Origin of the sequence: Corallococcus silvisoli (assembly GCF_009909145.1) — a bacterium.
Classification (GTDB): domain Bacteria; phylum Myxococcota; class Myxococcia; order Myxococcales; family Myxococcaceae; genus Corallococcus; species Corallococcus silvisoli.
This window is the reverse complement of the sequence record NZ_JAAAPJ010000001.1, coordinates 1,273,046-1,298,774: the sequence shown is the minus strand read 5'-3', so window position 1 is coordinate 1,298,774 and position 25,729 is coordinate 1,273,046. Positions and strand designations below refer to the sequence as shown.

Sequence of the window (25,729 nt, the reverse complement as noted above, 5' to 3'; positions counted from 1 at the left end):
CCGAGGGCGCGGTGCTCAGAAACGGACCGCTTCATCCACCCGCTTCGGCTGAGCCCGTGCGTCCAGGACCACCTGTCCGTCCTTCATCACGAACCGCACCTGCTTCAGCGCGCGGATGTCCTTCAGCGGGTCACCCTCCACCGCGAGAAGATCCGCGAGCTTGTTCGGCTCGAGCGAGCCAACCCGGTCCTGCATGCGCAGCAGCTCCGCCGCGTTCACTGTCGCGGCGCGCAGGATCTCCACGGGCTTGAGGCCCGCCTCCGCATAGGCGATGAACCACCGCACGCTGGCCTGCCCTCGGGTCAGCCCGCGCAGCACGATGTACATGTCCGAGCCCGCGGCAATCCGAACGCCAGCGGCCACCGCGCGGCGGAGGCGGTCCTGGGCCTTGGTGATGTTCCTCCGGCAGCGCTCCTTCATCTTGCGCTGGCGCTCCACGTTGCCCACCTTCTCATCGAAGGAGTCGCACACCTCCAACGGGCCGTCGGTGGGGACCAGGAAGATGCGCTTGCGGACCATGGGCGCCACCACGTCGTCGGGGAGGGAATACCCATGCTCGATGGAGTCGACGCCCGCCTGGACCGCGATGCGGATGCTCTCGTCGAGGGTGGTGTGCGCCGCCACCGGCCGCTTCTGGCGGTGGGCCTCCTCGGCAATGACCTTCAGCTCCTCCAACGAGAGGAGGTTGTGCCCGTTGTCGACGATGACCTTGATGCAATCCGCGCCGTCGGCAATGGCCTGCCGCACGGCGCGCCGGGCCTCCTCCGCGCCGGAGATGGTGACGTACTCCTGTTCGATGAGGGGCTGAGCCGCGAGCTGGAACGTGGGGAACTGCCCGCCATGTGGAGCGAGCGCGCGGGTGCAGGCGGAGATGCGTGGGCCTGGCACCCAGCCGCGCTGGATGGCGTTGCGCAGCGCCACGTCCCCGTTGACCCCGGAGTTGCCGACGTCGCGCACCGTGGTGACCCCCGCCTCGAGCATCTCACGGCCCAGCTTCGCGCCCAGGAGCGCGCGCTCGGCGGTGCTGCGCTGGAGGAGGGTGCTGAACACGCCGTCACCTCCGTTCTCCGTGTCGTCCTCCATCAGCAGGTGCGAATGCGCGTCGATCAGCCCCGGAAGCAGGGTGACATCCCCCAGGTCCACGACCCGTGTCCCCGCGGGGATGGCGAGGCCGGTGCCCACTGCCTGGATGCTCGAGCCTTCGATGAGCACGACCGCATCCGGCAGGACTCGGTCACTCTTGCCATCGAAGAGCCTCGCGGCGCGCAAGGCGATGCGCGTGGGCTTCTCCGCGGAGGGGGCCTGCCCCCACGATGAGAGGGGAAGGCTCCACAGCAGGGCCGCACCAATGACAGTCGTCAAAAGTCGTCGGGACTCATGGAACAAGGCGTCGCTCCTGGGTGCGCGGTGCGCAGCCACTGCACGCTCAAAGAGAGTCGACCTGCCCGCGAGAGCGGAGCGTATCCAGCCACGTCAACGATTGTACATAGGACCACGGCTTCAAACTGGAACCCCTCGGTGCTGGCTCCGCATCCGGCCGCTGCGTCATGAGCACGACAGCTCATCCGTGCGAGGCGAGCGCGTTCGCCAGTTGCCGGGGCGTGTAGCCCGCGAAGCGGACACAGGTCCGAGTCAGGTGTGCCTGGTCCGAGAAGCCCGAGGCCGCGGCCGTCTCCGCGAGGCCGCCCGCGCGCAGCAGGGGCAGTGAGCGCAAGAGGCGACGCCACAGCAACCAGCGCCGCAGGGGGATTCCCACCCTGGCATGGAACAGGGTCGAGACATGTCCCGTGGACAGCTTCAGGCGGGCCGCGTGCACCGGGAGGGGGTGCTCCTCCTCCCCTTCCAGCATGTCGAGCAGGCGCGCGATGCGGCCATCCCCCACCGGGGCCGAGCCCATGGGAAGCAGGCCCGCCACGGCCTGCTCGGCGCCGCGCGCGACCGCTCCCTTCCCGCGCGCCACCACCGCCACCATTTGAGCCAGGGCGCTGGAGGACTCCAGGGCGAAGGGCAGGCGCCGCGCCAGCGCTCGGAACGTGGCGCGATGGTGGTCCGCGTCCAGCACCACGCTGGCCAGCGGTCCCCGGGACGACGTCACGTGCGGGACATCCCCAGGCACCACCACGATGCGGCCTCGCGCGCTGCCCGAGGCGTGCCGCACCGTCACCGCGCCCTCCAGTCCGAAGAGAATCGCGGTGCCCCACTGACGGTGGGGCGCGGAGTGAGCGTCGTTGGACCGCAGGACGAAGATGCCGGCTTCCGGGGCGAGGACGAAGAGAGGTAGGAGGTTCATTCTTCCGAAGAGCGTTCAAGCGCCGCCGGCCCTGGCCACGACACAGTGGAGGCTCCACATCCCGGAGTCTCCATGGCGTCACGCAGGTCCCCAACATACGCGGCATGCAGCGCGCTCGCCGTCACGAGTTGTCTCCTCCTCGGCTCGCTGGCCTGCCGGTCGGATGCCCCTGACGTCCCCACCTGTGACGCCGCCGCCGTGCGACAGTCGCTCCAGCAGACGCTGCAGGAGGTCCAGGAAGCACACCCCGGCAACGCCGGCTGGCTGATGAGCGTGCGCATCCCATCCGCGGGGCTCGAGTTCTCAGGCGCGGTACAGGCTCCCGGCATGGAGTCGCTCGACCCAAGGGCCCCGTTCCGGATCGCCAGCGTGACCAAGACATACATGGCCGCGGCCATCCTGCGGCTGGTGGAGGACGACAAGCTGTCCCTCGATGACACCGTGGCGGCGGTGGTCCCCGCGCCCTATCCGGAGCTGCTGCACGCAGGAGGCTATGCGCCCGAGCGGATGACGATGGCGCAGCTCCTCACCCACACCAGCGGCCTGTTCGACTACGCCCAGAGCGAGGACTACCTCACGACGGTCCTCGATGCACCGGAGCACGTCTGGACCCGCGAGGAGCAGGTCCGCTTCGCGCTGGAGCATGGCGCGCCCGTGGGCGCACCGGGCGAGCGCTACGCGTACTCGGACACGGGCTACCTGTTGCTGGGGGCCGTGCTGGAAGCGAGGACCGGTTGGGGACTCGCTCAGGCCTACCGGAGCCAGCTCGGCTTCGAGCGGCTGGGGCTCCAGGCCACATGGCTCGAAAAGCTGGAGCCGCCCCCCGCGAACCCTGTCGTCCTGGCACCGCAGGCCTATGACGGACTTCCGCTCACCCGCATCGACGCCACGGCCGACCTCTTTGGCGGTGGAGGGCTGGTGTCCAACACGACGGACCTGGCCCGCTGGTTCCAGGCCTTGTTCTCCGGAGAGGTGTTCACCCGGGCCTCCACGCTCGACACGATGTCGCGGGTCCCCTCCACGAACACCGAGGACGGCGGGGGCATGGGCATCTTCCGGCTGGAGCGCGCCGATGGAAGCCCTTGCTGGCTGCACGAGGGCTTCTGGGGTGTGGCGGCGATGGTGTGCCCAGACCTCGACCTCGGTGTCGCCGTCGCGGGGATGGATGCGACACGAATGGGCACGGGAGCGAACGACCTGCTCCGGGCCGCCGTGAAGGCCGGCATCGACTGCAGGCCCGCCCCCTGACCTGAGCGCACCCGTGGCGCCCGCCTTTCAGGCACCCGAGCGAAGCACCGTGTTCGGGTCCACGCGCGAGGCGCGCCGGGCCGGCAGCCAGCTCGCGAGCAGCGCCACGCCGAGCAGGAGGAGCGCCACCGCGACGAAGACGAGCGGGTCCGTGGTGCTGACGCCATACACGAGCCCCGCGAGCACCTGGCTGAGCCCCACGGCCCCCAACACGCCGAGCACGATTCCCAGCCCCGCGAGCCGCGCGGCCTGCTGGAGCACCAACCCCAGCACGTCCTCCGCCGTCGCGCCCAGCGCGAAGCGGATACCGAACTCCCGTGTGCGCTGCGCCACCGCGTAGGACACGACGGCCGCGAGCCCCGCCACCGACAGCAGCAGCGCCACCGCACCGAAGGCGCCCAGCAGCAGCAGGCTGAAGCGCCTGGGCGCGAGCGACCCCGCGAGCAGCCCCTCCACCGTGGACAGGCGCGAGGGCAGCTCCGGGGCAAGCTCTCGCAGCACCGGCCTCGCCGCGGCGACCAGGGCCGCGGAGCCCATCGGACCATGCACGGCGACGTGGAAGTGGGAGGAGAGCCGCAGACGCTGCCGGGAGCAGCCATAGAACATGGGACTGGGCGCGTCATCCAGCCCTTGCTCCCGCACGTCCCCCACCACGCCAACGATGGTGAAGGGGCGCAAGTCTCCGTCCATGTTGCCGAACTGGATGAGCTTGCCCAGCGGATCCTCGTGGGGCCAGCGGGCCTTCGCCAGCGACTCACTGATGACGGCCACGTGAGGCGCGTCGAGGGTGTCACGGGCATCGAACAGGCGCCCGCGCACGAGCGGGATGCCGAGCGCGGCGAAGTAGCCCTCACTCGCCACGCGGTACTCGGCGGAGCCGGTGCGCTCGCGCTCGCGCGCCAGCCGCCCGAAGTCCTCGAAGTCCCGCACCTCGTCCGAGCGGTTGAGGACGATGAAGGTGCCATCCCCCGCCGCGCTTCCTTCGAGCGGGAAGTTGCTCACGGCGCCCACCGCGCGCACGCCGGGCAGCGCCGCCAGTCGCGAGAGCAGGTGCTCCTGCTGTTGCACGTTGCGCCGCCCCTGCGCCTCCTCCTTGGCTGGCGGGAGCACGAGGCTGAGCACCGCGACATCCTCGGTGCGGTACCCCGGGTCCAGCGAGAGCAGCCCCATCAGGCTGCGCCCGAGCAGCGCCGCGCCCACCAGGAGGATCAACGCGAGCGCGAGCTGTCCCACGACGAGGGCCCGGCGCGTCCGCTCGGCGCCCCCTCCTCCGCTGAGCGTGCGCCCGGCGCCCGCCAGCGCGGCCCCTGGAGATTGCCGCGCCGCGCGCAGCGCCGTCACCAACCCCAGCCCCAGCGCGAGCACCAGCGAGAGCCCGAGGGTGAAGAGGAGCACCGTGGCGTTCACCTCCACCTCGTTGATCCGTGGCAGGTGGCCCGGCTCGGCCGCGAGCAGGGCGCGCACGCCCCAGGCGGCCAGCACGGCCCCCAGTGCGCCTCCCGCCAATGACAGCAGCAGCGACTCCATGAGGAACCGCCGGATCAACGCGCCGGGCCCCGCCCCCAGGGCCACGTGGATGGCGAGCTCCCGGGCACGGGTGGCCGCACGAGCGAGCAGCAGGTTCGTGACGTTGGCGCCAGCCACCAGCAGCAGGAAGGCCGCGGCGCCCGACAGCAGGTACAGCGTGGGACGCACGCGCCCCACCAGGCTCTCTTGCAACGGCTCCACGGCGATGTCGCGCATCGGCGTCTCCTGGCCGTACTGGGCCGCCAGCTCGCGAGCGATGTGTGTGAGCTCCACTCGCGCGGCCTGGAGGTCAACGCCGTCCGACAGCCTCCCCACCACCCGCCAGTTGTGCGCGGAGCGGCTGGGCAGCCGGGCCTCCAGCTCGCGAGGGATCCACAGCTGCGTGCCCGCCGGATGGTCGAAGGACTCGGGCATCACCCCCACCACGGTGTAGGCGCGTCCCTCGAAGGTGAGGGTATTCGACAGGGGCAGCGGCCGCGCACCCAGGTTGCGCTTCCAGAAGGCGTGGCTCACCACCACCACGGGCTCCCCTTCCATCTGCTGCTCCTCCTCGCCGAAGAGGCGGCCCTGGACGGGCCGCACCGCGAAGGCGGAGAAGAAGTCGCGCGAGGCGAGCACCCGTGTGGCGAAGGTCGGCTCGTCGGCGCCCGTGACGACGACGCTCTCCGTGCCCGATACCTGGGCCAGCGCCGCGACGGTATGAGCGCGCGTCCGCACATCCTCGAAGTTGGGGTCCGAGAACCGCATCGTATGGCCGTCCGCCGCGCGCTGGGCGAGTTCCACGAGGCGCTCGGGGCGCGGATAGGGCAACGGGCGCAGCAGCACCCCTTCCACCACGCTGAAGAGCGCGGTGCTCGCGCCGATCCCCACCGCCAGCATCAGCACGCATCCCAGCGTGAAGCCGGGGCTGCGGCCCAACGAGCGCAGGCTCTGACGCAGTCCACCCAGAACGGTATCCATGCAGGACTTCTCCCGAGGCCGGACAGCGGCCTCCGGGGCGGCTACGCCCAGGCCGACCGGCGATTGCGGCTCCCCCACGAACCCCTACTGGGAGGCAGCGCCGGTCAGCCAGCCAGTAAAGGGACACGGCTCAGGGGACGACCGCGACACCACTGCCGGTGCTCCTTGGAAGAGCGGAGCGGAGAACTCCGTCCACGTGCTGTGCTGGCGCGCGCCACGGAGGCCCGTGACACTCGGCGCCCGGAGGCGCGCTCGAGGCGCGGTTTCGCTCGGACTTGAGAGCCCGCCTGTAGTACCAGGACACCCGCCGCGTCCCTGGTCTCGTGGGAGGTACCGCACCGTGCTGCTGCGCGCCTTCGGGCTCTTCGTCCTCACGGCAGTGGCCGAAGTACTTGGCTGCTACCTGCCCTACCTCTGGCTGCGTGAGAACAAGTCGGCGCTGCTGCTCCTCCCCGCGGCCGCGAGCCTGGCTGCCTTCGCGTGGCTCCTGACGCTGCATCCGGCCGGCGCCGCGCGCACCTACGCCGCGTACGGCGGGGTGTACATCGCGGTGGCGCTCGTCTGGATGTGGCTCGTCGAGGGCGAGCGGCCCTCGGCCTGGGACCTCGTCGGCGCACTCGTGGCCATCGCGGGCATGGCCATCATCGTCCTCCAGCCCCGGCGCGGATGAGCGTCGGTGACATGAACGAAGCGGGATGCACGTCCATCCGCGCGACGCACGTCGCTCAAGGATGTGGCACGGCGATGCCGAAGCGGGCCGAGAACCAACGGGCGATGCCGTCCTTGCCAGAGATGAAGCGTCTGCCCTCATGGACACCCGAGGCACAGCCGTGGTCGTCCGAGCCCTCGCCGAGCACCACCAACGGCAACCACTGGTTGTCTTCCCCCACGAGCGCGACGACCGCCGCGCGAGGCCGCGGCCATGAAATGCGCCGAACCTCCATCACGCGCGCGACCTGCGGGTAGTAGCTCAACACGCCTTCTATCTGTGCACAGTGCTCGCAGTAGAAGCGCGTGCCTGGATATGCAGGGTCCGCGAAGTCGGGAGCGAGCAGGAACAAGGTGTCGACAGGCATGGGCCCGCAGCTACTCCTGGACCCGCCCAGAACTCAAGTCGCCGCGACCTGTCCCCTGAAGCGGCTGCCACTCCTGGAAGGACGCGACAGGCACTGCCAGCCCGGCCCCCTTCTGCGAGGCGGGAAGTCCGTGCAGACTCCGTGAGGCGATTCTCTCCGAGGCTCGAACGTCCATGCCCCATGTCCCCAGGTCCATGCGCCGACACTCGGCCGCATTCCTCGTCGCCACCGCCCCCCTGCTCGCCGGAGCCGCGCCGGGGCGCGCCCAGGAGCAGGTGCTGGGGTCGACGGGGAGCGCCCCTCGCATCGAGGCCGTGGCGCTACCGTGCGTCAAGGACCAGCGCGCGCTGCGTGTTCGCAGCGGCGACGCGAAGCGCACGGCGACGCTGTCCGCGCCGTACAACACGCTCACGTGCGACGTGACGAAGGGCACGGGGCCTGGGTCGGACTGGGCTGGCGGCGAGGAGTCGACCTCCTGGTCCCTCCAAGTCCGGGCCGTGAACCTCCGGGAAGGGCCGACGGCGCTCCTCATCACCCACTCGGCCGGCTTCGAGCATGTGCACCGCCTGCATGGCCTGTTCATCGCGGACGCGGAGGGCGTTACCCGAGCCTGGGAAGGGAGCGAGGGTCAGGGGCCCACCTCCTCCGGCGTGGAGGAGCAGGACGGACGGCTCCTCTTCTCTCGCGCGCTCGACATCGGCGACGGAGATCAAGCGGACCTCTGGTCCCTCTCCGAGCTGCGTTGGGATGCCAGACGCAAGAAGGTGGTGGAGAAGCCCGCCGAGGCCTGGGCCGTCATCCTCCGCACGGAGGACTCGGTGCTTGCAGCGCGCGCGGCGGAGGCGCGGTTGGAAGCGGGATGCAAGGGCTCGACGCTGCTCGCGGTGGACACCAACGACTTCCCTCGGCTCACCCGAGACAAGTGGGTGGTGGCCAGCTTCCTGACCTCACGCCAGGGCGCCGACGCCGCGCTCAAGCAACTGCGGTCCTGCGCCCCGGACGCGTACATCAAGCGCGTCCAGTGACCGGATGCTAGATGCTGACGCGAGCCATGGAGAACCCTCGGTCCATACTCCTCGTCGAGGACGATGAACGGCTGGCCGAACTGGTCAGCACCTTCCTGAAGGGCCAGGGCTTCCAAGTCAGGACCGTGACAGAGGGTCCCGCCGCGCTCGCCGCCCTCCGGAGCGACCCACCGGACTGCCTCGTCCTCGACATCCTCCTGCCCGGCATGGATGGCATCGAGGTCTGCCGGCAAGCGCGCGCCATCTTCTCGGGCTGGATCCTCATGCTCACCGCCCTGGACGAGGACATTCACGAGGTGGTGGCACTCGATACGGGCGCGGACGACTACCTCACCAAACCCGTGCGCCCCCATGTGCTCCTGTCCCGGCTGCGAGCCCTCTTCCGCCGTACCACCCGAGGGCCCGCGGTACCGGCTCGCGACAGTCGGTGGCTTCCGGCGGTGCGGCTGCGCATCGACAGCGTCCTGCGCACGGTGAGCCTCGCGGACGCCCCCGTGCACCTGACGGATGCCGAGTTCGACCTGCTGTGGCTGCTGGCACGCAGCGCCCCGGAGGTGCTCAGCCGGGATGACCTGCTCTCGTCACTTCGCGGCATCGAGCACGATGGGCTGGACCGCTCCATCGACATGCGCATCTCCAAGCTGCGCCGGAAGCTGGGCGACGAACAGCCGCCACACCGGATCATCAAGACGGTGCGCGGCCGTGGCTACTTCTGCACGCCGGATTAGGACGAGCCCCGGGGCACGCACTGCCCGACCCAACCCATGACACGTCCAGAGGCACGTGACGCGACCCTCGCCGCCCAGGGAGTCCCCTCGACGCCAGGACCGCCTCGGCACGAGAGCGGAAGAGGCGCTCGCGTGATGAATCCGCGCGTGGGCCCACCCCACCAATGGGGCGGGCTCTTCTTCCGGATGTACGCGGGCATCGTCGCCGCCATCATCGTCGCGCTCGTCGTGATGGTGCGAATGTCCACGCAGCGGCTGCCGCCCCAAGCGCTCGACGCGGAGCAGGCAGCGGCCCACGCGGAGACCTCGGGCCGCGAGCTGGAGGGCCTCACCCAGGGGCTGCAATGGCTCATCGAGCAGGAGCTTCTCTCCCAGCCTCGGGAGCGGTGGGGCGAGGTCGTGGCCGAATGGCGGCGGCACTTCGACTACCCCATCGAGCTGCGCGCCCAGGGCGAAGTGCTGGGCATGAATCCGCCAGAGCGCGTCCGACAGCGGCTCGCGCGGGGCGTGCCCTCGGCCTGGATGAAGTCCTCGGGCGTCACGGGGGACCGGGTGTTCCTGGCCCTTCCACTTCGCGGCTCGGAGCAGGTCGTGGTGCAGGAACTCCGGCTCGGCCCCAGCCCAGAGCGGGCGATTGAGTTCCTCGCGCCAGAGACCGCCGTGCTGCTCGCCGTGCTCGGGCTCGCGGTGCTGGCGCTCACGTGGCCGATGTACCGGCACGTCACGCGGCTGGCGGCGACCGCGAGCACCTTCGGACAGGGTGACCTCCAAGCCCGAGCGGAGGCCCGAGGGCCAGAGCCCATGGGCCACCTGGCGCGGACGTTCAACGACATGGCGGAGCGAATCCAGCGCATGAGCCAGGAGCAGCAGGCCAGCCTGCAGGCGATCTCCCACGAGCTGCGCACCCCCATCTCCCGCCTGCACTTCGCCCTGCACCTCGCGCGCGAAACGCAAGAAGTGGCCGCGCTCCACGCGCAGCTGGCCGACATGGAACAGGACGTGGACGAGTTGGATCAGCTCACCGAGGAGTTCCTGACGTTCGCACGCCTGCATCGCGACGCGCCCCCTCTGGAGCGGGAACGCGTGGACCTGACGGCGATGGTGACGGAGCTGTTCCGCCAGCTCGCCGTGTTCAGCCCGGACCTGAGGCTCCAGCTCCATGCGGAGGGCACCGTGGAGGCGGAGGGCTCCGGGCGCTATCTGCGCCGGGCGCTCGGCAACCTCCTCCGGAATGCGCAGCGCCACGCCCGCTCGGAGGTGCACGTCCATGTGAGCCGGGATGCGGCCCACTGCACCATCGCCGTGGATGACGACGGGCCTGGCATTCCTTCCACCGAGCGTGAGCGACTGTTCCTCCCCTTCACCCGTCTGGACGACAGCCGCAACCGCAAGACGGGGGGCCACGGCCTGGGGCTGGCCATCACCCACCGCATCATGCAGGCGCACCGGGGCCAGGCGTGGGTGACGGAGTCCTCCCTGGGGGGCGCACGCGTCGCGCTGTCCTGGCCCGACGCCCAGGCGGTGCGCGGTGACAAACGGTGACAATCGCTGACGCGACTCCCACGGCGCCGGGCGCCACGCTCTGAAAAGAGTCTCCGCGAGCCCGAACCCCGGGCCATGGGAGACGTCGATGCACCCACACCCGCTTGCCCCACGCCGCGGCCTTCTGGCGCTGCTGCTCGCCTGCACCTTCGCCGCGGCCTGTGCTGACGCCCCACCTCCCTCCAGCCCGGACTACGCCGCGCTGAAGCGAAGGTTCGAGCGAGAAATCCCCCTCGCCCTGACTCAAGCCGGAGTGAAGGGCCTGAGCGTCGCGCTGGTCGATGGCGACAAGGTGGTCTGGTCCCAGGGCTTCGGCATGGCCGACGCAGAGGCCGGGCTCCAGGCCACGCCCCAGACCGTCTATCCCTTGGGCTCGGTGGCCAAGGTCTTCACGGCGTCCGCCGTCATGCAGCTCGTGGAAGCGCGACGCGCCCAACTGGACCAACCCATCGAGGAGGTCATCCCAGCGTTCAGCATGCAGGCCCGGTTCTCCAGCGGCCCCATCACCCTGCGGAACCTGCTCACGCACCACGCGGGCATCCCCGAGCAGGTCGGGGGCGGCTTCTCGCCCCGCCCCCTCACCCTCGCCGAGCGCGTGGAAGCGCTCCGGGAAGAACACCGCGCGTGGCCCGTGGGCACCCTCCACGCCTACAGCAACACGGGCTTCGTCATCGCGGGCCGCGCGGTGGAGACAGCCTCGGGGAGTGACTTCGACACATTCATGCAGCAGCACCTCTTCGGGCCGTTGCGCATGGAGCACTCCGCGTTCCGCGTGACACCTGCCATTTCAGAGCGGCTGGCCAAGGGTTATGGCGCCCTGCCGCCAGAGAACGTTCCCCCGTACTGGCTGGAGAGCGAAGGGCCCGCGGGAGGCTTGCGTGGCTCGGTGGAGGACGTGAGCCACTTCGTCCTCATGCTCCTGGATGGCGGCCGCTTCGACGGCCAGCAGGTCCTCCAGCCCGAGTCCCTCCAGGAGCTGTGGCGTGAGCAGAACGCCGGCCATCCGCTCGACGTGGGCACACGCATCGGGCTCGCCTGGTACCTGCACGACGTGCCCCTGAAGGGCGGAGGATCCGTGCGGATGGTGGAGCACGACGGCGGTGCACTCTATTTCAACGCGATCGTGGCGTTGGTGCCGGAGCACCGCCTTGGCGTGGTCGTGATGTCCAACACAGACAGCGCGGGTGGGCTCGTCAATGGTCTCGCGCGGGAGGTGCTCGCGCGCGCCCTGAAGGTGAAGACGGGCCAGGTGGTTGCCCAGCCTTCGTCGCCCACCGCGCAACCCGAGCCGCGGCCCCCCGAAGCGCTCGCGTCATGGGCGGGGCTCTACTCGACCGACGCGGGCCCGATGCACATGGAAGTGCGGGGGGAGAATCTGGTGGCGACGGTCGGCGACCTCGTGCTCGAGCTGGTGCCGCACCAACAAGGTCTCTTCAGGGCCCAGGTGGGCGACGCCCCTCTGTGGCTCACCTTCCAGCAGTCGGGGAGTCACACGCTGCTGATTGGCTATTCGGAGACGCAAGGCGAGGGCCTGTTCGGGACCCGCATCGCCCCATCCCCCATGCCGGAGTCGTGGCGTGCGCGGCTGGGCGCTTACCGGATTTCACCCGGCCACCCTCGCGAGCTGATTGACGAGGTCGTGCTGAGCGAGGCGGGCGGAATGCTTCTGCTCTCCTACAGGGGCCCGCTCTACGACGGAGCGGTGACAGCGGTGCTGGATCCAGCAGGTGCTGACCTCGCGGCCGTCGCGGGCCTGGGCCGAGGCCGGGGAGAGGTGCTCCGCGCCACGGACGGGGCGGACGGGGCGTCGCTCACCTTCAAGGGCGTGCGCCTTCACCGCCCGCTCGGAAAACGGGATGCGGCGCAGACGCCGTAGGCTGCACCGGGGGCGCGGCCACTGGCTGGACCCAAGCGCTCCAAGGCGAGGCAGTACGGCTGTTGTTGGAGGCGGGGAAGACGACGTCTCGGGTTGCCAGGCGCCTGGGGTCTCCGTCCCACTTATGCGTCCGCCCGTGAACCATTTACACTGAGAGTCATGTCACGATGGCTGATCGCGGTGCTGGCGCTCTCGGGGTGTGTGGGTTCCTTCACGTCCCCCGACGCGGGGGCTTCGAGCGACGCGGGCGAAGTGCTCGACGCGGGTGTCGACGGCGGCGTTGACGCGGGCACGCGGGACGCGGGGCAGCCCTTCGATGCGGGCGTGCGTGATGCCGGCGACTCCCCCGGCTGGGGTCAGGGCACCAACACCGGAACCTTCGTCGACGACGTGTGGACGCCCGGGCGCGACAACGAGGGCCGCGTGAATGAATCGAGCTGGGCGCTCGTGCCGCACGGCCGGTGGGTGAGCGTCGCGGGCACGAAGCTCGAAGTCCTCGGGGCGCAGGTGCAGGCCGCCATTCCCGGGTGGAGGGACTACGGCAGCATGGGCTGGGGCGGCGTCACCGAGGCGTGGAACGCGCCAGCCTTCGACCTCGCCGGCCGCCGGCTGTGGCGTCACGGCGGCGGTCACGGTGACTCGAGCAACAATGGCATCTACCGCTTCGATCTCGACCTGATGCGCTGGTCCATCGAGCACATGCCGAGCGACACCAACCTCTGGAGCCAGGCATACCGTGAGTCCGGCACCTTCGCGGGCTGCCCCGAGTCGCGCGCGGCCTACGACGCCGAGGTCGACGCGGGCACCTGGGCGCAGCGCGACCGCTGGTACTACGACGAGATCTTCTGGGACCGCACCGTGAGCAATCCCATGGGCAATCCCACGGCGCGGCACGTGTATGACGGCTTCATCTACGTGCCGGAGAGCAACGAGCTGGTCGTCGCCTGCCGCCGGCTGTGGCGGTACTCCCTCGCAGGCCACCAGTGGACGATCAAGACGCACCCGCGCGCCGACGGCGACAGCACCGCGCTCACGGAGGAGGTGATCGCGGTGCTCGACCACGACTCGAAGCTGGTGATCGGCTCTTGCGGCTCCACCGGCCCCTTCGCGGCCGACTACGACCTGCGCACCAACACCTGGCTCGCGCCTCGCGCGAGCTGGGGCAGCTGGGACTGGAGTGGCGCCGCCTACACACAGGAGGGCGACATCGTGACGCTCTTCGTGCCGCCGAACAGCGCCGGGAACTACGCCTCCCCTGGCCGCTGGCAGCGCTACGACGTGGCCACCCACACCGTGCTGTCGTCGGGCGCGACGTGGAACTACGAAGGGGGCCTGTCGCTCGCCTCGTTCCCCGACACCGATCACGCCACCGACGGACACGGCATGGTCTGGGTGCCGACCGAGGGCCTCTACTGGGTGTACACGAAGCTCAACAGCGGAATGACGTGGCTGGAGCTCGACCTCAAGACCACGCCCGCGACGCTGCGGCCGAAGACCTTCGCCAACGCCGCGCCTGCATTGCAGAGCGGCATCGCGCGGCGCCGGGCGATCTACTTCCCCAGCCTGGACGCCATCGTGTGGATGAGCCCCGCGGACAAGGACGTCCTCGTCTTCCGTCTGTGATTGTCCGGCGGGGTCGGGGCTCGAATGCGTCGGGCCCCACGGGGCCCCGTGCGGCGGGTGAGGTGCGCAGCGGCGATTGCCCCTGGTGTCGGGGCACAGCGGCCGATATCTCTCCCGACATGAGCGTTCAGAATGCGGTCGTCGTCGGCGGGACGGGCAGCATCGGCAGGGCCGTCACGAGCAGATTGAGGGCAGAGGGACTGCACGTTGTCTGTGCCTCCGATGATGTGCTGACGGAGTCATCCGACTCGATGCGGGTGGACGTCACGGACGAGGCTTCCGTGAGGTCGCTGTTCGACAGGACGGATGCGTCAGGCCCCCTCTCGCTTCTGGTGAACTGCTCAGGCTTTGGATGCTTCACCTCCATCGAGGAGACCTCGCTCCAGGACTGGCGCAAGACCCTCGACGTGAACCTGACCGGGGCCTTCCTGTGCGCGCGCGAGGCGTTCAAGCGGATGAGAGCGCATGGCGGCGGGAGGCTCATCCACATCGGCTCCGTGAGCGACCACCTCACCCTGCCCATGAATGGGTCCTATGCGGCCTCCAAGCATGGCGTCCGCGGGCTCACGGGCGTCTTGAACGAGGAGGGGAAGGCCCACGCCATCCGGGCCACGCTCCTCTCGTTGGGAGCCGTGTACACGGACTTCTGGAGGTCGCGTCCGGAGTTCAGCCCCGCCGACATGCTGTCCGTGGAGGACGTAGCCGAGTGCATCTGGGAGATCGCCCGCAAGCCCTTGCACATCCGCGTCGATGAGCTCCGCCTCGTCCCCTCCAAGGGGGTCCTCTGATGGAACGGCCATCGAGTGGGAACCTGGCGCTGGTCACCGGAGCCAACCGGGGGATTGGCGCGGCCATCGCGGACGTCCTCGCGGAGAACGGCTTCCGGGTGGTCCTGGTGGCGCGTGACGAGGAGGCCCTGTCCCGACAGGAGAAGAAGCTGCTCGCCTCTGGTGCCCGGACATGGGCGTTCGCGTGTGACCTCTCCGACGAAGCGGCGGTGGACGCGATGCTCGCCAGGGTGGAGGCCACGGTGGGCGTCCCCGGGGTCATCGTGAACAACGCCGGCTTTGGAGGGCCCTTCCATCGCGCCGACGAAGTCTCCAAGGCCGAGTGGGATGCCTTGTTCAGCGTGAACATGGACGCCGTCCACCATCTCTGCCGGTGGGCCCTCCCCCGAATGAAGGCAGCCGGGTTCGGGAGGGTCGTCAACATCTCCTCCATCCTTGGGCTGTCCGGCGGGGCGCTCTCCTCCACTTACGCGGCCACCAAGCACGCCCTGGTCGGCTATTCCAAGTCCATCGCCGCCGAGTGGGGCGCCCATGGCATCACCTGCAATGCCATCTGTCCTGGCTACATCGACACGGACATGTTGGCGAAGGCGGATCCCGCGTTTCGAAAAGAGCTGTTGCGGAGGATCCCCGCGGGAAGGTTCGCGAGTCCCGACGAGGTGGCCCGCCTGGTGGCCTTTGTCGCGGGGCCTTACGGTGGCTACATCAACGGCGCGACGCTGGTGGTCGATGGGGGATTGTCATCCCATCTGGCCAACGACCTGCCTTCGTTCTGAGCTCCGCTCGTCGCGCCTCCCCAAGGCCCAATGACAACTGTCCAGCACTCGACAGACGCAGCCCCCAGACATCTGGGCCTGGCATGACAATCCAGACAGAATCGAATTCCCAATCAACGCGGTACTCACTCAGGAGGTATGAATGAGGCATCGTCTTGTTGTCGTGGCATTCGCGCTGGTGACCTGTGCCTGTGGCGGCCCGACCACCAGTCCGGAGAGCGACCCCAGAGCAACGGAATACGCACTCATCCCCTCTCCTCAAGCAACCGCGAGTTGCGCCGTGAGCTTCCCTGGCGAAAACCAGCAACTGAATTGCCTGGGCAAAGTCGAGGGAGGCGTGGCGCCCTATCAATACTGGTGGCAATACCTGATCACGCGGAACGGCGTCGAGGAGCCGTATGGCTGGTTCCAGGGGTCCACGACCTTCAGCATTCCGTGCGACAACGGCCTCTATCCCGACGCCGAGTACTTCTTCATCAAGTTCCAATACAAGGTCGTCGACGCCAACACCTACGAGTCGAACACAGTGACCTCCAGGACCTTCCGCTGCGTCGATTGATTCTGCCGCAAGCACACAGCCTGGACGGCTCCGCGTCAGCTCCGCCCGCCGAGCCCCCGCGAAGACAAGGTTGAGAGCGAACTCAACGAGTGGCCCGGCTTCCTGCCTGCGAACCGGGCCCCTTCCCCACCCTGCTAGAACTCCGCCGACAGCTTTCCTCCGGTGAGCGTCTCCATGGTCTGGCGCAGCGCCGCACGCACCTGCTTGCTGTACTCGAAGTTCAGGTCCTGCCGCTTCACGAGGAGGACCTTCTCCGGGAGCTGGAAGGACACCTCGCGCTGACAGAGGACCTCGTGTTTGCGCACGTCCACGAGCTTCACCACCGCGGCATAGTGCCCGCCGGAATAGCTGCTCCCCGCAACCCTCAGCGGAAGCTCGTCGATGTCGTCGATGACCACGACATGGCTGATGAACTGGTTCGCCGCGCACGGCCCCAGGTTCAGCCCCTGCCCCTTCATCGCGGGGATGCACTGGTAGCCGAGCATGTCTCCGGTGCGCGTGGTGCGCTCCATCCGCGCCGAGAGGTCGTCACCGAGCAGGTCCGCATCCAGGACCAGCACGTCGCGCCTCGACAAGGCGGGAAGGCCCTCGCAGACCTCCTTGTCCGACCCGGGGCGCGTCAGCGCCTCTCGCACCGCCGCGAACGCGTCGTCCATCCAGGCGCGCCGGCGCTGCTCCACCTGCGCAAGGGCCTCCTTCGCCAGCTCCGGGCCCGTCGGAGGATCGAACTGGCAGTCCAGGAGCTGGTGCGAGCCCCCCGCGACCTCCCAGCCCCGTGGGCCCTTCGAGAGACACAGCGTCGGGACGGAGCCTCCCCCCAGGACCGCATCGCTCCATGCGTCGGCCACGACCAGCCCCCGGAACTTCATGACCCCGGGGCGCGTGGCCTCGATCGTGACGTTCCTACACTCCGCGGTGAGGACCTTCGCCCGCTTCATGTAATAGCCCTCGACGACCAGACACGCATCCTCGGGACTCAGCGACTCCACGGCCGTCGCCCTCGCGAGCAGCGGCCCCAGGGCCTCGACGCGTGCCGCCCGCGCCCGCGACACGCGCTGCATGCCCCAGACGAACGCTCCGCCCAGCAACAACGCCACGACCAGCACGCCACCAACGAGCCTCTTCAGGATGCGCACCGAGAACCGCTCCTCTTCGACCACCATGGGAAGGCGCTGTGTTTAGCCAAAATCCGTACGCCGCGTCATGAACTCGTTGAGGCGACAGAGCGCGGCCGCAGACGAGCGCATGTCGCGCGCGGACACGCGCCAGCCAGTGACCGCGGAGCGAAGGCACGGTTCGCGGAGTGGAGACAGGTCGAGCGGCTCGCACCTGCCACGGAGGGAAGGCCCGCTGGGTGCTCGACGCATGGATTCAGGCGTGGCCGGCCCGCCCCAGGCTCGGTCACTTCAGGGTGACATGTTCAGGAGCATCACATCCGAGCCGCCCGCGGAGCCATGGGTCATCGAACGCAATCGCAATGATCCACTGAACGACCCACCGACGCGCACGCCTCCTGTCGATGTCACGCCCAGCAACGCGGGCTCCATGCCGAGTGGCAGCGCACGCGACCAACGGTGCGCGCCGCTCCCCGGGTCATAGCTGGCCACGAACCCATTTCCCTGGCTCGAAATAAACCCTCCGCCCACATCAGAACCGCCCGCGAAGTCACCCAAGATCACGATCCGCCCCTGCGAATCCGCCACCATTCGCACAGCGTGCTCATGGTTCTCGGAGCCAATCGCACGCGCCCAGCGATCCGCTCCGCCAGGCTCAATCACGCCCAGCATCACATCTGGGATTTCCCGATACGGGTCGTTCTCCCAGGTGTAGCTATAGATCCACTGTCCGCCGAAATCGAACCAGGGCCTGAAGCTCCCGCTGAAGGCCACGGCGTCTCCCGGGAGGATGGCGAGTCCATTGACCCTCCCGTCTGGCTCGTTCAGGGCGCGTGCCCAGAGCGGAGCCCCCTCCGGAGAGAACTTGGCGATGAAAGGCACTCCCGCATACATCGCGCCCAGGACCACTTCGCCCGTGGTGGAGTCGCCACTCGCGACCCCGCCCGCGACCACGTTGCCGACGCTGTCTGTCACGACTCGGAACCCTTGCGTGTTCCCCCCAGCGAGCCCTGGAAAGGCCTTGGACCAGAGGTGGGTCCCCTCCCAGGAGAAGCGCGCGAGGAACATTCCCGGCTGGGGACGGAGCGAGTCACGACTCGAAGGTCCCGCGTCCAGCGTCCCTCCCCCCAGGTTCATGGTTCCATGGAAGGAGCCGGTGACGATGAGGCTCCCCTGCGCGTCCGTGGCCACCGACGCCGCGCTCGCGGGCACGCGCCGCGGAGTGCCCCCCTGCGCGAGGCTGGCCACGAAGCCCTTCGCCCAGACAGGCGTCCCATTCGGAGAGAACTTCGCGATGAACATCGCTGGGACGGTGGCCTCCACCGCTGTTGGCAAGGGACCCGTCCCCAGGTTCGGCGTGCCCGTGTAGCTGCCCACCACCAGGATGTTCCCCAGGGACGTCAGCGCCACGTCCTCCACCGTCATCACCGCCGACTCCTGGGCGTAGCCCCGCGACCAGTCGTGGCTGCCGTCCGCGCGGAAGCGGCCCAGCATCAACCCTCTCTGCCCGGGGAAGCCCACGGGCCCCAGTTTGCCGCCCGCGCCATAGGCCCCGGCGAGGACGAAGGCTCCCGTCCCATCCGTTGCCATCGCTCGCGCCACCTCGTCTCCAGCGCCGCCATAGCGCCAGGGCTGCCCCAGCGCCCCGCCGGTCCCGCGATAGGTGCAGTTGGACCAGTCGAACAAGACTTCGAGGCTCGGGACGCCAGTCCTCCACATCTCTCGCGAGTTGAAATCCATTCCGTCATTTGACTCAGGAATGAGCGCGAAGGAGTAGACACCTGGCGTCGTGACCACGTCGCTCAAATCATATCGGGCCTGACCTCCAGAGGTGACTGGCCCCACGCTCGCCAACAACCCGCCCATCAGGTTCGGTCGAGTATTCCAGGTCGTCGCATACTCAGCCCAGTTCGTCTCGGTGGCGTAGAGGGAGGGACCCTTGGACGTGCCCTCCACGACGGGCACCCTGAGCCAGGCACTCAGGATGTCCTCGCCACCAAGGATTTCGAAGCGCTGGTAGACCTCTTTGCGTGGGCTGCCATCCACACTGAGCACCGTGTCACTGCCATGACTCTGGTCCGGCGAAGCCTCCTCGACGTACGTATCTGCTTGAGGAGTCCAGGGGTACCTCCAGAAGCGAAGGTCAGGCTCGCACGCCAAGGGCACCGTTGAGGCCACCGCGACAGAAGGCATCCCGCCTCCCAACAGCGCGCCGCACAGGGGCAACGCCCCAAATACTCTCAACCCTGAACGCATCAGCATACGGAGCCCCCAGCGCGACTGACCACTGACACTCTCATTTGTCTCAAGCTCGCCCTGCATGGCCTCAAGGCGACAGATTCAGGAGCATCACATCCGCGCCCCCCTGGGAGGTGTAGGTCGCCTGACGCACACGCAATGTCCCGGTGAACGAACCCCCGACGCGCACGGCTCCCGTCGGCGTCAGCCCCAACAACGCGGGCTCCAGCCCCTCTGGCAGGGCACGAGACCAGCGATGCGCGCCGCTCCCCAGAGCATAGCTGGCCACGAAGCCCCTTCCTCCGGTCGAGATGTATCCCCCGCCCACATCCGAGCCCCCCGCGAGATCTCCCAACACAACGAGCCGGCTCTGTGCGTCCGCCGCCATGCGCAGTGCCTGTTCACGAGCCGTATCCCCCAGCGCCCGCGCCCAGCGATCCGCCCCCCAGGATTCGAGCACCCCCAGCATCGCGTCTGGAATGCCTCCAGAGAGGTCTCCTCCCCCTCTGGAGCTGTAGACCTTCTCATTCCCAAAATAGAACGAGTGCCTGAAGCTCCCGCTGAAGGCCACCGCGTCTCCCGGGAGGAGCGTGAGTCCATTCACCCTCCCATCGGCAAACTCCAGGGCCCGCGTCCATTGCATCACCCCCTCCGGAGAGAATCTGGCGATGACCGGCGTATTCCAGACTCGGGCGTCCAGGACCTTGTCGTAATCGCCAGCCCCACTCGCCACGCCGCCCACCACCACATTGCCGACGCTGTCTGTCACGACCCGGAACCCTTGCGTGGGCCCTCCGTCGAGCCCTGGAAAGGCCTTGGACCAGAGGTGGGTCCCCTCCCAGGAGAAGCGCGCGAGGAACATTCCCGGCTGGGGATTGCGCGCGTCGCGGCTCGAAGGTCCCGCGTCCAGCACCCCTCCCCCCAGGCTCATGGCTCCATGAAAGGAGCCGGTGACGATGAGGCTCCCCTGCGCGTCCGTGGCCACCGACGCCGCGCTCGCGGGCACGCGTCGCGTGACGCCTCCCTGCGCGAGGCTGGCCACGAAGCCCTTCGCCCAGACAGGCGTCCCGTTCGGAGAGAACTTCGCGATGAACATCGCCGGGACGGTGGCCTCCACCGCTGTTGGCAAGGGACCCGTCCCCAGGTTCGGCGTGCCCGTGTAGCTGCCCACCACCAGGATGTTCCCCAGGGACGTCAGCGCCACGTCCTCCACCGTCATCACCGCCGACTCCTGGGCGTAGCCCCGCGACCAGTCGTGGCTGCCGTCCGCGCGGAAGCGGCCCAGCATCAACCCTCTCTGCCCGGGGAAGCCCACGGGCCCCAGCCTGCCGCCCACGCCATAGGCCCCCGCGAGGACGAAGGCTCCCGTCCCATCCGTCGCCATCGCTCGCGCCACCTCGTCTCCAGCGCCGCCATAGCGCCAGGGCTGCCCCAGCGTCCCGCCAGTCCCGCGATACGTGCAGGTGGACTGTCGAACCGGGATGATGAGCTTCGGGGTGTCGGCGTTTCGAGCATCCAGCGCACGGATGTCCATTCCATCCGTGGATTCGGGAATGAGCGCGAAGGAGTAGACCCCTGGCCCCGTGACCACCTGCCCCAGGTCGTATTGGATATGGCTGCCAGAGGGAGCCTGTCCGACGTTTGCGACGGGCCCGCCCAGAAGCGCCGGGCGGGTCATCCAGGTCAGCGTCCCCTCATCCCAATCCGGCTGGGTGAGGTGGAGGGCAGGCGCGTTGGAGGTGCCATCCAGAACGGGGACATCCAGCCAGGCCCCGAGTCGACCGGTGGTATCGGCGACGCGGAAGCGCATGTAGATCTCCTGGCGAGGATTGCCGTCCGAGACCAACACGGTACTTCGCCCGTGAATCCTGTCTGGAAAAGCCTCCTCGACGTAGGTGTCCGCCTCGGGGAGCGAGCTCGTCTCCCAGTCGTGCGTCTCTGGCTCACACTCCGGAGGGACGCTGGGAGCGGTCCCGATGAGAGGGGCACCGCCTCCCAGCAGCAGGATGCCAAGGGACAGCAGTCCAAACGCTCGCATCCACGGCTTCGTTGGCATGTGGGGCTCCCGGGAAGAGTCGCCGCCGGAAAGCCTCACATGCCTTGCAGGGAGCGCAGGATCGGCCCCAGGTCATTCCTATCGAAATCACGACACTGCGCGCTGGGAAGTGGCCAGCAGACCACGCTCATCCCGTACCGCAGCGAATTGATGAGACATCAGGGGCGGTGGACGACCAGCTCGACCTCCGGGTACTCCGGTGAGGGGCCGTCGAGCAACGGGGTGGTTCCCTCGCGAAGGTGCTTGTCGAAGAAGGCGCGTAGGTACGTGACGGTCAGGGCGAACGCGCGCGTGCCCTCCAGGTTCCCGATCTGGATGTCCGTGCCTGTCGCCTGCGGTGCGTAGGTCCGTACCAGCGGCAGGGCCAGGGCGATGTCGCTGAAGCTGAAGTGGCCGGTGCCATGGATGCTCGCGTCGTAGCCGGTGGCGCGCAGCTTCTGGAAGAAGGCGGCCCGCGTGGAGTCCATGGCCGCGCCATCGCTGTTCATCACGAGGAACGGGACATGGACCTCCGCGTCCAGGTCCCCGTGGAAGGACCCGTCCATGTTGAGGCCCGCCTTGAAGCGCGCATCCGTGCGACAGGCATCCGCCGCCGTCGAGCCTCCGAAGGAATGACCCCACATGCCCACCCGCGAGAAGTCGAACCGGCCGACGAAGGGGCTCCCCGACGCCTCGGCGCCGAGCTTCTCCAACTGGTCGAGCACGAACCGGGCATCCCCCGTCCACACCCCTTGGATGTGGGCGTTCTGGGCGGCGTCGAACGGCGAGATGTCGACGGTGTGCGGCGCCACCCGGCCGTCCGGGAACACCACGGGGCCCCCGGTGAAGGGGTGGGAGATGGCCGCCACGACGTAGCCCTGGCTGGTCAGCTCCTCCGCCGCGCCGCTGTAGACCGCCGTCCCGGTGCCATAGCCAGGCGAGAGGAGCAGGACGGGGAAGCGCTCGGAGCCCTCCGCCAGGGGAGCGTCGCGCACGGAGTGGGCGAAGAAGAACCCGAACAGCTCTGGCGGGAACCCCTGCAAGGCGGCCAGCAGCTCCCCCTCGTACGGGTTGAGGAAGTAGGGGGACGGCTGCGCCCGCGGCATCCGGCGCGCGGGGTACCACAGCCGCACCTGCAGCGCGCGGCGGTCGTCGGGGGACGCCGTGAACGTCTCCTCCCGCGCGGGGTCCGTCCAGGTGAACTCGGTCGTGCCCACCGCGTAGGGCCCGGTGGGGACGGGAAGGTCCACCACGACATGGTGTGCGTCGTGCACTCCGTCCTGCGCGGAGACGACGGCGCCGCCCTGGGTCTTCGCATCGAGGAGGACCCGGGTGGTCTGCGGCGTCAGCACGCCCGCGTCGCGCAGGGCCGGCAGGGGAAAGCTGAAGAGGGCATCCAGGCGGCCGTCGCCATTCACGTCCCGCGGCGTGCCCACGCCGCTCGCCCGCACCTTCCCCGTCCCCTTGGGATTCGTGAGCACCACCGTGGTGAGGTCGAGGGTCTTGGCATCAAGGCCCTCGGAGCTCAGCACCGCGACCTGGAGGTCCCCCGTGTCCGAACCGTCAACGGCGTTGGGGTACACGCCCGGCATCACGTCCAGGGCCGCGTTGTCGACCCGCGTGTACATGGGCGTGGCATTCGGGTCCTCCGGGTTCCGAGGTCCCTCTCCGCCACAGCCGGCGCCGGTGAGGATGCAGAGGCCCAACGCGGCCGGAGTCCCCAACCACGAGCAGCAACGGCGCCACGCGCCCTGGAACGTGGACGCCAGCGACGAGCATGACGGATGCATGGGCTTTCTTTCCTTGCGAAGTGCCGCCACGGCCCCGCGAAGCGCGGGGGGATGGCGGACACACCTCAAGGGAACACCGGAGCCGACGAGGACTGTCACCGCCCCAATTCAGCGTCGCGCGGCCACCGGCCCGACAGACATCACGCGGCTTCGCGTCGTGGCGACCGCGCGGGTGCGGATTGCAGCAGGTGATACGGCGCGATCTCCGGGAGACGGCAGCTCGAGAGCCGGATGAGGAAGGTGTCCACGAGCGCGTACTGGCCGGACAGGCACGCGTGGCTCACGGTGTCGGTGAGCACCATCCAGGCGGAGAAGGGAGGGAACCCGAACTCCTCGTAACCCTCTCGTGACGCCTGGAACTCTGGCGTGTCCTTCATGTAGTTGTGGAAGCGCCGCATCACCCGGTCATACGGAGAGGTGTCGACGACCCGCGCCATCCTCAATCCGAGCCGGGATGCCCCTCGCAGCAGGCTCGAGTACATCCGGCCCGCGCCCCCAGGCCGCAACGGCCTCTCGCCCCCATTCGCCGGGGCGACGCCCGCCATGTCGCCATAGCGGAGGTAGAGCGCTTCGAACGTGCCTCGCGTCGCCCACCGCCGCTCCTCGGTGGAGTGCAGGTTGATGAAGAAGCGCAGGATGCGGTCGCCATGGGTCGCGCCGTATGCGCCAGCGTCCACATGGATGAGCTCGTTGCTCGCGTGAGGCTTGAGCTTCCGCCCGCGCTCCTGGAGTGGCCGAAAGCTGGAGGTGCCCACGCTCCAGTCCTTCACGAAGCCCGGCATGGTCGCCGTGAGGAAGTCCGTCACGCGCCGCGAGTGGTCTCTCAGGATTCGATGCGTGCGCGCGGCGAGCTCTCCTCCGGAGGCAAGCCCCACCAGCCGCTGCGCCTCGGGGTAATAGCTCACGTTCTTGCGCTTCAACTGTGAGGGAAGCTCCTCTCGCAGAAACGCCGCATCCTCCGGCGAGGGGAGGAGCACCGGACTCTCGGGAAAGTAGACGATGCGCCCGCGCTCGAGCGCATCCGACAAGGTGGTAGGGCCCGCGCTCTTCAGCCGCGCGGCATCGAAGGTCTCCAACATGGCTCCCCCCAGGGACTTCACATCCAAGACGTGAAGTCTGCAGGCGGGCGACGGAACTATCCGCTCGGTGCAGCGTCAAGCCTGACGCCCAGCGAAGGTGTAAGGCACTGGACAGACCACCGGCCGGAAATCGCCACAACGGCAGGAATGGATTGGGGCCCGTCCCGCACCACGTGCGGTCCGCGCTCCCCCTGCCCCTACGGCGAAGGAGGAGGCGTGCTGGCGAGAGCCCCTTGACAAGATTTCTCCGGTCGTTATTTTGAAAGTCGTCAAACAATCAAGGGACGGGGATGCGAACGCAGGAGGTCTTCAAGGCGATTTCGGATCCAACCCGGCGCAGTGTGCTCAAGCTTCTGCAGGGTGGGTCGAAGACCGCGGGTGAGCTCGCGGAGGCGTTCGACATCACGAAGGGGTCGCTATCGCATCACTTCAACGTCCTCAAGGCCGCCGACCTGGTGCGCTGCGAGCGGCGCGGGCAGCAGCTCGTCTACTCCCTCAATACGACCGTGTTTGAAGACGTAGCGGCCATGCTTCTCGACCTCTTCAAGGTCGACAAGCGGAACGGAGAGCAGCCATGAAGATCAGCCGTGCGAACTTGTTGAGCCTGGGGCTCGTCATCGGGTCGTTCGTGATGGCGGCGGTGCTCTACAACCGACTCCCTGAATCGATGCCCACCCACTGGAATGCAAGCGGGGTGGTGGACGGCCACGCGTCGAAGCCCTGGGGCCCCTTCCTCCTGCCGTTGGTGATGGCCGGCATGTTCCTGCTCTTGGTGGTCGTCCCCCGGATCTCGCCGCAAGGCTTCCGCGTGGACCGGTTTCAGGGCGTCTACGAGGGCATCCAGGCGGCGATTCTCGCGTTCATGTTCCTGGTGACGGCCCTGGTCATGCTCGCAGGCATCGGAGTCCCCGTGCCCATGGACCGCGTGCTCGTCTGCGCCACGGGGCTGCTCTTCGTGGTCTTGGGCAACTTCATGGGGAAGTTCACCAAGAACTTCTTCTGTGGCATTCGGACGCCCTGGACGCTCGCGAGTGACGAAGTCTGGCTCCGCACGCACCGCCTGGGCGGAAGGCTCTTTGTCCTCGCCGGGGGTGTCAGCTTCGTTTCGGGGCTTCTTGGCGGCGGCCCGATTCCCCTCCTCGTGGCCATCGCGGTGGCGGTCGGAGTCCCTGTGCTCTACTCGTACATTCTCTATCGCCGCATCGAGGGGTTCAAAGACGGGTCGACGCACGGCGGAGGCTCGCGACGCTCCGCGTGACAGGTGGACCGCGAGAGTTCCGCGGCGGGGCGGCGCCTTGGATTGGAGACACACTGGGAGTACCCTCCCAAATGCCTCTCAACCCCAGGAGCCCCAGATGCTGCGGAATCTTGTTTCCGGAGTCGCCCTGAGTTTCGCCCTCGTGGTGGGAATGGCTGTCCCCTCTTCCTCGCAGCCCGCCCCAAGCGCGGTCGTG

At 68.6% G+C, this 25,729-nt stretch carries 21 protein-coding genes and 1 pseudogene; 12 read left to right on the top strand and 10 right to left on the bottom strand.

The annotated features are described in order from the left end of the window. Positions 1–15 precede the first annotated feature (15 nt). Positions 16–1,362, bottom strand: a complete 1,347-nt coding sequence (locus GTY96_RS05235) for an amidohydrolase family protein (protein ID WP_235685338.1) — start codon at positions 1,360–1,362, stop codon at positions 16–18. A gap of 199 nt (positions 1,363–1,561) precedes the next feature. Next, entirely contained in the window at positions 1,562–2,290 is a 729-nt protein-coding gene (locus GTY96_RS05230) for a helix-turn-helix domain-containing protein (RefSeq protein ID WP_161664020.1), read from the bottom strand. Positions 2,291–2,488: 198 nt separating this feature from the next. Between GTY96_RS05230 and GTY96_RS05225 the strand changes: the two genes are divergently transcribed. After that, positions 2,489–3,538, top strand: a complete 1,050-nt coding sequence (locus GTY96_RS05225; RefSeq protein WP_161664019.1) for a serine hydrolase domain-containing protein — start codon at positions 2,489–2,491, stop codon at positions 3,536–3,538. 27 nt (positions 3,539–3,565) lie between these two features. On the opposite strand, the gene GTY96_RS05220 is transcribed toward GTY96_RS05225, so the two are convergent. After that, positions 3,566–6,025 carry an ABC transporter permease gene (locus GTY96_RS05220; RefSeq protein ID WP_161664018.1) on the bottom strand — a complete coding sequence of 820 codons (2,460 nt, stop codon included), beginning with the start codon at positions 6,023–6,025 and terminating at the stop codon, positions 3,566–3,568. Positions 6,026–6,365: 340 nt separating this feature from the next. Here GTY96_RS05220 and GTY96_RS05215 point away from each other — a divergent pair, with 340 nt between their 5' ends. Then, on the top strand, positions 6,366–6,695 hold the full coding sequence (locus GTY96_RS05215; protein ID WP_143898888.1) for a YnfA family protein: 330 nt from the start codon (positions 6,366–6,368) through the stop codon (positions 6,693–6,695). A 55-nt stretch (positions 6,696–6,750) separates the two neighbouring features. Here GTY96_RS05215 and GTY96_RS05210 read toward each other — a convergent pair whose 3' ends face one another. After that, positions 6,751–7,101: a DUF3088 domain-containing protein gene (locus tag GTY96_RS05210; protein ID WP_143898887.1), complete on the bottom strand. Its 351-nt coding sequence runs from the start codon at positions 7,099–7,101 to the stop codon at positions 6,751–6,753. Positions 7,102–7,295: 194 nt separating this feature from the next. On the opposite strand from GTY96_RS05210, the gene GTY96_RS05205 reads away from it, so the two are divergent. The 8 genes from GTY96_RS05205 to GTY96_RS05170 all read left to right on the top strand — a co-directional run bounded on the left by GTY96_RS05205 (position 7,296) and on the right by GTY96_RS05170 (position 16,018). Continuing rightward, on the top strand, positions 7,296–8,126 hold the full coding sequence (locus GTY96_RS05205) for a hypothetical protein (protein ID WP_235685337.1): 831 nt from the start codon (positions 7,296–7,298) through the stop codon (positions 8,124–8,126). A gap of 26 nt (positions 8,127–8,152) precedes the next feature. Further along, positions 8,153–8,854 (top strand): response regulator transcription factor, encoded by a 702-nt coding sequence (locus GTY96_RS05200; RefSeq protein ID WP_143898885.1) that lies wholly within the window; start codon positions 8,153–8,155, stop codon positions 8,852–8,854. Positions 8,855–8,989: 135 nt separating this feature from the next. Beyond that, complete coding sequence (locus GTY96_RS05195; RefSeq protein WP_235685413.1) at positions 8,990–10,396, top strand: ATP-binding protein; 1,407 nt, start codon at positions 8,990–8,992, stop codon at positions 10,394–10,396. An 88-nt stretch (positions 10,397–10,484) separates the two neighbouring features. Beyond that, positions 10,485–12,272 carry a serine hydrolase domain-containing protein gene (locus GTY96_RS05190; RefSeq protein WP_161664016.1) on the top strand — a complete coding sequence of 596 codons (1,788 nt, stop codon included), beginning with the start codon at positions 10,485–10,487 and terminating at the stop codon, positions 12,270–12,272. A gap of 159 nt (positions 12,273–12,431) precedes the next feature. Continuing rightward, positions 12,432–13,895, top strand: a complete 1,464-nt coding sequence (locus GTY96_RS05185; RefSeq protein WP_161664015.1) for a hypothetical protein — start codon at positions 12,432–12,434, stop codon at positions 13,893–13,895. Positions 13,896–14,014: 119 nt separating this feature from the next. Continuing rightward, a complete protein-coding gene (locus GTY96_RS05180; RefSeq protein ID WP_161664148.1) occupies positions 14,015–14,683 on the top strand; it encodes an SDR family oxidoreductase in 669 nt (222 codons plus the stop codon). Then, positions 14,683–15,459: an SDR family NAD(P)-dependent oxidoreductase gene (locus GTY96_RS05175; protein WP_161664014.1), complete on the top strand. Its 777-nt coding sequence runs from the start codon at positions 14,683–14,685 to the stop codon at positions 15,457–15,459. The genes GTY96_RS05180 and GTY96_RS05175 overlap by 1 nt, the downstream gene beginning before the upstream one ends. A gap of 142 nt (positions 15,460–15,601) precedes the next feature. After that, on the top strand, positions 15,602–16,018 hold the full coding sequence (locus GTY96_RS05170) for a hypothetical protein (protein WP_161664013.1): 417 nt from the start codon (positions 15,602–15,604) through the stop codon (positions 16,016–16,018). A gap of 134 nt (positions 16,019–16,152) precedes the next feature. Here GTY96_RS05170 and GTY96_RS05165 read toward each other — a convergent pair whose 3' ends face one another. From GTY96_RS05165 to GTY96_RS05145, 6 genes and pseudogenes are all read right to left on the bottom strand, one after another. Then, positions 16,153–17,154 (bottom strand): hypothetical protein, encoded by a 1,002-nt coding sequence (locus tag GTY96_RS05165; protein ID WP_161664012.1) that lies wholly within the window; start codon positions 17,152–17,154, stop codon positions 16,153–16,155. A 270-nt stretch (positions 17,155–17,424) separates the two neighbouring features. Then, a complete protein-coding gene (locus tag GTY96_RS05160) occupies positions 17,425–18,819 on the bottom strand; it encodes a hypothetical protein (RefSeq protein ID WP_235685336.1) in 1,395 nt (464 codons plus the stop codon). Between the two features lie 12 nt (positions 18,820–18,831). Then, a pseudogene (locus tag GTY96_RS38680) lies at positions 18,832–19,326 on the bottom strand (CBM96 family carbohydrate-binding protein); the annotation flags it as partial. A 133-nt stretch (positions 19,327–19,459) separates the two neighbouring features. Continuing rightward, the gene (locus tag GTY96_RS05155) at positions 19,460–21,409 is read right to left on the bottom strand and encodes a CBM96 family carbohydrate-binding protein (protein WP_161664010.1); all 1,950 of its coding nucleotides are present in this window, start codon (positions 21,407–21,409) and stop codon (positions 19,460–19,462) included. A 176-nt stretch (positions 21,410–21,585) separates the two neighbouring features. Then, positions 21,586–23,196 carry an alpha/beta hydrolase family protein gene (locus GTY96_RS05150; RefSeq protein WP_143898877.1) on the bottom strand — a complete coding sequence of 537 codons (1,611 nt, stop codon included), beginning with the start codon at positions 23,194–23,196 and terminating at the stop codon, positions 21,586–21,588. 140 nt (positions 23,197–23,336) lie between these two features. Continuing rightward, positions 23,337–24,275 (bottom strand): Kdo hydroxylase family protein, encoded by a 939-nt coding sequence (locus GTY96_RS05145; protein ID WP_143898876.1) that lies wholly within the window; start codon positions 24,273–24,275, stop codon positions 23,337–23,339. 290 nt (positions 24,276–24,565) lie between these two features. Between GTY96_RS05145 and GTY96_RS05140 the strand changes: the two genes are divergently transcribed. Next, entirely contained in the window at positions 24,566–24,853 is a 288-nt protein-coding gene (locus GTY96_RS05140; protein ID WP_143898875.1) for an autorepressor SdpR family transcription factor, read from the top strand. Then, positions 24,850–25,533, top strand: a complete 684-nt coding sequence (locus GTY96_RS05135) for an SdpI family protein (RefSeq protein WP_161664009.1) — start codon at positions 24,850–24,852, stop codon at positions 25,531–25,533. The genes GTY96_RS05140 and GTY96_RS05135 overlap by 4 nt, the downstream gene beginning before the upstream one ends. Positions 25,534–25,729 lie beyond the last annotated feature (196 nt).